The sequence below is a fragment of the Streptacidiphilus carbonis genome (assembly GCF_000787775.1).
GTDB lineage: Bacteria > Actinomycetota > Actinomycetes > Streptomycetales > Streptomycetaceae > Streptacidiphilus > Streptacidiphilus carbonis.
In genome coordinates, this window is sequence record NZ_BBPM01000069.1 from 1 (window position 1) to 7,110 (window position 7,110).

Here is a 7,110-nt window from a genome sequence, read left to right on the forward strand (position 1 = left end):
GCCGTCCCGGTGGCGGCGGTGGCGGTGGCGGCGGCTTCGGTCCCCGTCCCGGTGGCTTCGGCGGTCGTCCCGGCGGCCCGGGTGCCCGCGGCGGCACGCAGGGCGCGTTCGGTCGCGGTCCCGGCGGCCGTCCGGCGCGCGGTCGCAAGTCGAAGCGTCAGCGGCGCCAGGAGTACGAGGCCATGCAGGCCCCGTCGATCGGTGGCGTGATGCTGCCCCGCGGCAACGGCCAGACGGTCCGGCTGTCGCACGGCGCGTCCCTCACCGACTTCGCCGAGAAGATCAACGCCAACCCGGCGGCGCTCGTCTCGGTGATGCTCAACCTCGAGCAGATGGTCACCGCGACCCAGTCCGTCCCGGACGAGACGCTGCAGCTCCTCGCCGAGGAGATGGGCTTCGTCCTGGAGATCGTCAGCCGTGACGACGAGGACCGCGAGCTGCTGGAGTCCTTCGACATCGAGTTCGGCGAGGACGAGGGCGACGAGTCCGACCTCATGTCCCGTCCGCCGGTGGTCACCGTCATGGGTCACGTCGACCACGGCAAGACCCGCCTGCTGGACGCGATCCGCAAGACCAACGTGGTCGCGGGCGAGGCCGGCGGCATCACCCAGCACATCGGCGCCTACCAGGTGACGACCGAGGTGAACGGCGAAGAGCGTGCCATCACCTTCATCGACACCCCCGGCCACGAGGCGTTCTCCGCCATGCGTGCCCGTGGTGCCAAGTCCACCGACATCGCGATCCTGGTGGTCGCGGCCAACGACGGCGTCATGCCGCAGACGGTCGAGGCGTTGAACCACGCCCAGGCCGCCGGCGTGCCGATCGTGGTCGCGGTCAACAAGATCGACGTCGAGGGCGCCGACCCGACCAAGGTCCGCGGTCAGCTGACCGAGTTCGGCCTGGTCGCGGAGGAGTACGGCGGCGACACCATGTTCGTCGACATCTCCGCCCGCCAGGGCATCAACATCGAGCAGCTGCTCGAGGCCGTCGTGCTCACCGCCGACGCCTCGCTGGACCTGCGTGCCAACCCGGAGCAGGACGCCCAGGGCATCGCGATCGAGGCCCACCTGGACAAGGGCCGCGGCGCCATGGCGACCGTCCTGGTCCAGCGTGGAACGCTGCGGGTCGGCGACTCCGTCGCCGTCGGCGACGCCCACGGCCGCGTCCGCGCCATGCTGGACGAGAACGGCAAGAACGTCGCCGAGGCGGGTCCGTCCCGTCCGGTGCTGCTCCTCGGTCTCACCTCGGTGCCCCGCGCCGGCGACAGCTTCATCGTCGTCGACGACGACCGCACCGCGCGCCAGATCGCGGAGAAGCGCTCGGCCCGTGACCGCAACGCCATGTTCGCCCGCCGTCCGATGCGGATCTCCCTGGAGAACCTGGACAAGGCGATCGCGGCCGGCGGCATCCAGCAGCTGAACCTGATCATCAAGGGCGATGTCTCCGGTTCCGTGGAGGCCCTGGAGGACGCGCTGGTCAAGCTGGACGTGGGCGAGGAGGTCGAGCTCCGGATCCTGCACCGCGGTGTGGGTGCGATCACCGAGTCCGACGTCGACCTGGCCATGGGCTCCGACGCCATCATCATCGGCTTCAACGTGGTCGCCGCCGGTCGTGCGCGCACCGCGGCGGAGCGCGAGGGCGTCGACATCCGCTACTACTCGGTCATCTACCAGGCGATCGAGGAGATCGAGGCGGCGCTCAAGGGCCTGCTCAAGCCGGAGTACGAGGAGGTGCGCCTCGGTTCCGCGGAGGTGCGCGAGGTCTTCCGCTCCAGCAAGTTCGGCAACATCGCCGGTGTCCTGGTCCGCGAGGGCCTGATCCGGCGCAACGCCAAGGCCCGCCTCATCCGCGACGGAAAGATCGTGGCGGAGTCCCTCACCATCGAGGGCCTGCGCCGCTTCAAGGACGACGCGACCGAGGTCCGCGAGGGCTTCGAGGCCGGTGTCACCCTGGGGTCGTTCAACGACATCAAGGTGGAGGACGTCATCGAGACCTTCGAGATGCGCGAGAAGCCGCGCGCCTAGTCGGGCAAGTCGGGTGGGGCCGGTCGACGAAACCTGTCGACCGGCCCCGGCCGCGTTGAGTACGGTTGCGGCTTCGGCTCAGTACCTTCGAGGCCTTCAGGTCGGCTTGACCTGTCACTCATGTTCGTAGGAACGCTGACCTTCGACCTTCTGCTCGGCGACATCCACTCGCTCAAGGAGAAGCGCTCGATCGTCCGGCCCATCGTGGCCGAACTGCAGCGCAAGTACAGCGTCTGCGCTGCCGAGACCGGGGACCAGGACCTGCACCGCAGGTGCGAGATCGGCCTGGCCGTGGTGTCCGGCGACGTGTCGTACGTCACCGGGGTCCTGGACAGCTGTGAACGGCTGGTCTCCGGCCGTCCCGAGGTCCAGCTGCTGTCGGCCCGCCGCCGGCTCAGGGACGACGATGACGAATAGCACCCGATGACACGTAGCACAATCAGACATGGCATCCCTAGGTGGATGCATCCGGGTACGTTGTGGACGGGTCCGGAGCCCCGACGGGGAACCCAGCCCAAGGGGCGAACGAGCCCACTGCACGAGGAGGACCAGTGACCGACACCGCGAGGGCGCGCAAGCTCGCAGACCGCATCCGGGTGGTCGTCGCGGAGACCCTGGAGCGCCGGATCAAGGATCCCCGCCTGGGTTTCGTGACCATCACGGACACCCGGGTCACCGGTGACCTGCGCGAGGCCACCGTGTTCTACACGGTCTTCGGCGACGAGACCGAGCGGGCGGCCTCCGCCGCCGCGCTGGAGAGCGCCAAGGGCGTGCTCCGCAGCGAGGTCGGACGGCAGACCGGGGTGCGTTTCACGCCTTCCCTGACCTTCGTCGCCGACGCCATCCCGGACACCGCCCGGCACCTGGACGACCTGCTGGTCAAGGCCAGGCAGCAGGACGCCGAGGTGCGCAGCGTCGCCGTCGGCAAGACCTACGCCGGCGAGGCGGACCCGTACCGCAAGCCCGGCGAGGACGACGACGGGCTTGCGGACGACGACGCCGACCTCGACGACGCCGGGGACGAGTAGCGTGGCCGCGCAGCAGGCCGCCGGGGCGCCCGCCACGCTGGTGGCGGGTGTCCCGGCGCTGCCGTCCCCGCGCAACGGGCAGGCGGCGCCGCAGGGCCTGACCGACGGCGGGCTTGTCGATGCCGACTGGCAGCCCGTGCTGGCCGCGATCGGCGCGGCCTCCTCGGTGGACCTGGTGTGCCATGTGCTGCCGGACGGCGACGCCCTCGGCTCGGCGCTGGCCGCCGGGATCGCGCTGCGGTCTCTGGGCGTCGAGGTGCGGGTGTCCTTCGGCGACGACCCGCAGGTGGTGCCCGCCTCGCTGGGCTTCCTGCCCGGGCAGGAACTGCTGGTCCCGGCCTCCGCGGTACCGGACCGGCCCGAGCTGCTGATCACCTTCGACGTCGCCGACGCGCGCCGGCTCGGCCTGCTGCAGACCAAGGCCGAGGCCGCGGAGACGCTGGTGGTGATCGACCACCACGCCTCCAACGGCGGCTTCGGCACCCATCTGCTGATCGACCCGGCCGCCCCCGCGACCGCCGTGCTGGTGGACGAACTGCTGCGACGCCTCGGCGTCCCGCTGGACGCCGCCATCGCCACCTGCCTCTACACCGGGGTGGCCACGGACACCGGCTCCTTCCGCTACTCGGCGACCACGCCGGCCACCCATGAGCTGGCCTCCCGGCTGCTGGCGGCCGGGGTGCGGCACGACCTGATCTCCCGCCGGCTGTGGGACACCCAGTCCTTCGGCTATCTGAAGGTGCTGGCCGCGGCGCTGGACCGGGCCGTACTGGACCCCGAGGCGGCCGACGGCCTGGGCCTGGTGTGGACCTGGGTGCCCTGGGCGGACCTGGTCCGGCACGGGGTGCTGCCCGAGGAGATCGAGGGCCTGATCGACGTGGTCCGCAAGGCCTCCGAGGCCGAGACCACGCTGGTGCTCAAGGAGGACCCGGACGGCAGCCTGCGCGGCTCCTCCCGGGCCAAGGGAGCCGTGAACGTCGCCGCGGCCTGCGGGGCGCTCGGCGGCGGCGGGCACGCCTATGCGGCCGGTTTCACCTCCCACGACCCGGTGCCGGACACCGTGGCCCGCTTCCGCGCCGCGCTCCGCGCCGGCTGACCTGACGCAGACCCGGCACAGACCCGACCCGCACAGACCTGACGCACCACCTACCGAAGGCTCTTGAATCCTTGAAGCGCAAGGGAACCGGCCCCGACGGGCTGGTCATCGTGGACAAGCCCGCAGGCATCACCTCGCACACCGTGGTCGCCCGGATCCGGCGGCTCGCCGGGACCAGGAAGGTCGGCCACGCCGGGACGCTGGACCCGATGGCCACCGGTGTGCTGGTGATCGGCTGCGAGCGGGCCACCCGGCTGCTCGGGCACCTGGCGCTGACGTCCAAGACCTACGAGGCCACCATCCGGCTCGGCCAGGCCACGGTGACCGACGACGCCGAGGGTGAGGTGACCACGACCGCGTCCACCGCCGCGGTGACGGAGGCGGCAGTCGAGGCCGGGATCGCCGCGCTGACCGGCGACATCCTGCAGGTGCCCTCCTCGGTGAGCGCCATCAAGATCGACGGCAAGCGCTCCTACACCCGGGTCCGCGACGGCGAGGAGGTGGAGCTGGCCTCCCGGCCGGTGACCGTCTCCCGCTTCGAGGTGCACGCCCGCCGCGAGGCGCAGGCCGAGGACGGCACCCCGCTGATCGACCTGGACGTCACCGTCGACTGCACCTCGGGCACCTACATCCGCGCGCTGGCCCGCGACCTCGGCGCCGGGCTCGGCACCGGCGGTCACCTCACCGCGCTGCGGCGCACCCGGGTCGGCCCCTATACCGTCGACGGCTCGCACACCCTGGCCGCGCTGGAGGAGTCCTTCGCGGACGCGGTGCTCCCCATCGCCGACGCCGCCGCGGTCGCCTTCACCCGCTGGGACGTGGACGCCGAGCAGGCCCGGCTGCTGGTCAACGGCGTCCGGATCGCCGGCCCCGGCCTGGACCGCACCCTGGAGCCGATCGCCGTCTTCGACCCGGACGGACGCTTCCTCGCCCTGATCGAGGAGCGCGGCGGCAAGGCCAAGTCGCTGGCCGTCTTCGTCTGAGCGGCCGTCAGCCGCACTCCGCGCCACCCGCCGCGCGGGACCCCGGCGCCGCCGGGCAAACCCCGCCTCACCCCAACGAGCGAGCGCTCGGAGCGAAGCGGGGGGCGCGAGGCGCACCCGGGGTCGCCCGCGGGCCACGGTGGGCAGCCTCCCGTCGACTGGGAGGCGACCGGGGGTGAGCGCGGGTGCGGCGGGTTGACGAAGCGCTGGTACGGGTCTCCGACGCCGCCGGACGGCCTCGCGGCACGGCGTTCCCGGTGGACCGCGACGGCACCTATCTGACCAGCCACGAGGCGGTCGACGGGCTGCCCGCGCTGCTGCTGCTCTGGCCGGGCGGCGCGGTGCGACGGCTCACCACCGCCGAGATCGTGCCGCTGCCGGAGTTCGACCTGGCCCTGTTGCGCACCGACGCGGTGATGCCGCCGCTGCCGCTGGCGGGCGGTCACGGCACCCGGCTGATCAGCCTGCCGGGACCGGAGCAGTCCCTCCAGGGCTGGGTGGCCGGGCTGGTGACGGCCCGTTACGCCGCGGCTGAGCGCTGGCATCTGGTCGCTGACGTCTGGCAGTTGGAGCTGGACCAACTGCCGCACGGACTGCCGGTGCAGGCCTCGGGCACCCCGGTGCTGGACGCCGAGACCGGCGCGGTCACCGCCGTGGCCACCGCCGCACTGCGCGGCCGGGACCGGGACGCCGTGCTGGCGGTGCCGCTGCGGGCCGCGGCCGGACACCCCGTCGTCGCGGATCTGCTGGCCCGCAACGCGGCGACTGTCCCGGCCTACGGGCGGGCGCTCAACCTGGCCGGGGTGCTGGACCTGGCCGCCGCCACCGTCGGTCCCGCGACCGGTCCGGCGTCGGTACGGATCGACCGCCCCGACGGTCTGCCCGGGGCCTGGGAAGCGCGCCCGGCCGACCCCACGGCCGACGCCACGGCGGACCCCACGGCCGACCGACCGGTTGCCGCCCTGGTCGGCGAGCCGGGCAGCGGACGGACCACCGAGCTCGCCGCCCTCGCCGTGCACCGCACCCGGGCCGCCCACCGGCTGCCGACGGTCTGGCTGCGCGGTGCCGACGTCCACCCGGACGACGGCTCGGTCATGGACGCGGTGGGCCGGGCCCTGGGCGCCCGCGCCGACCAGGCCTGCCGGCTTGCCGCCGCCGCGCACCGGCCGCTGCTGATCGTGCTGGACGGCCCCGAGGAGATGCCGCAGGCGCTCCGGCTGCCGGCCTGGTGCGCGGAGACCGGCATCCGGCTGCGGCGCGAGGAGGCCGCGCTGCTGATCGGCTGCCGCCCCGAGTACTGGGAGCAGGCCCGAGCCCACTTCTCCGCCGAGGACCTGCGGCCGCCCCTGCGGCTGGGACCGCTGCCGCCGGCGGTCGCGGCGGAGCTGGCCCGTTCGCTCGGGCTGCTGCCCGGGCCGCTGACGCCGGTCCAGGACCGGGCCGGACTGCCGCGGCATCCCGGCTCCCTGCGGCTGCTCGCTGAGCTGCGGGCAGCCGCGCCGAGACTGCGGCCGGCCCCCGTTCCCGACCGCGCGGACCTGCTCGGCGCCCGGGTCGACCTCGCCTGCCTGCGGATCGCCGAACGGCTGGCCCCGCGCAGCGCGGGGGAGTGCCGCCGCCTGGCCGCCGCCGTCGCCGGATGCGTGCACGAGGCGGCCCGCCGGATGCTGGGACCCGGCGGGGGAGCGCTGGACCGGAGCGGGCTCGCCGACGTGTTCCCGCCGCAGTGGGTCCCCGCGGTGCTGGCCGAGGGGCTGCTGGTGCCGGCCGGACCTGGCTACCGGTTCGCCCAGGAGGAGCTGTCGGAGTGGATCCAGGGCGCCCACCTGGATCTGGCGGCGGCCATGGACAGCCTGCTCGGCGACGCCGCGACCGGCATCGCCGCAGCAGCCGGCACCGCCGGCACGGGCGGCATCGCCGCAGCACGGGGCCGCGGACCCGCCGTCCCGCCCGCGGTGCAGCACGGCACGCACCGCCGC

5 protein-coding genes and 1 pseudogene are annotated in these 7,110 nt (G+C 73.7%); all 6 read left to right on the forward strand.

The features are described from left to right. The coding region (gene infB, locus TR46_RS32840; protein WP_084719142.1) for a translation initiation factor IF-2 at positions 1–2,024 on the forward strand (2,024 nt) is incomplete at its 5' end. A gap of 120 nt (positions 2,025–2,144) precedes the next feature. Then, the gene (locus TR46_RS32845; RefSeq protein WP_042409278.1) at positions 2,145–2,441 is read left to right on the forward strand and encodes a DUF503 domain-containing protein; all 297 of its coding nucleotides are present in this window, start codon (positions 2,145–2,147) and stop codon (positions 2,439–2,441) included. Between the two features lie 134 nt (positions 2,442–2,575). Beyond that, positions 2,576–3,052 (forward strand): 30S ribosome-binding factor RbfA, encoded by a 477-nt coding sequence (gene rbfA / locus TR46_RS32850; protein ID WP_042409281.1) that lies wholly within the window; start codon positions 2,576–2,578, stop codon positions 3,050–3,052. Position 3,053: 1 nt separating this feature from the next. Continuing rightward, entirely contained in the window at positions 3,054–4,148 is a 1,095-nt protein-coding gene (locus TR46_RS32855) for a DHH family phosphoesterase (protein WP_236655624.1), read from the forward strand. 71 nt (positions 4,149–4,219) lie between these two features. Continuing rightward, complete coding sequence (truB, locus tag TR46_RS32860; RefSeq protein ID WP_042409284.1) at positions 4,220–5,131, forward strand: tRNA pseudouridine(55) synthase TruB; 912 nt, start codon at positions 4,220–4,222, stop codon at positions 5,129–5,131. A 185-nt stretch (positions 5,132–5,316) separates the two neighbouring features. Next, positions 5,317–7,110: pseudogene (locus TR46_RS42795) on the forward strand (hypothetical protein); the annotation flags it as partial.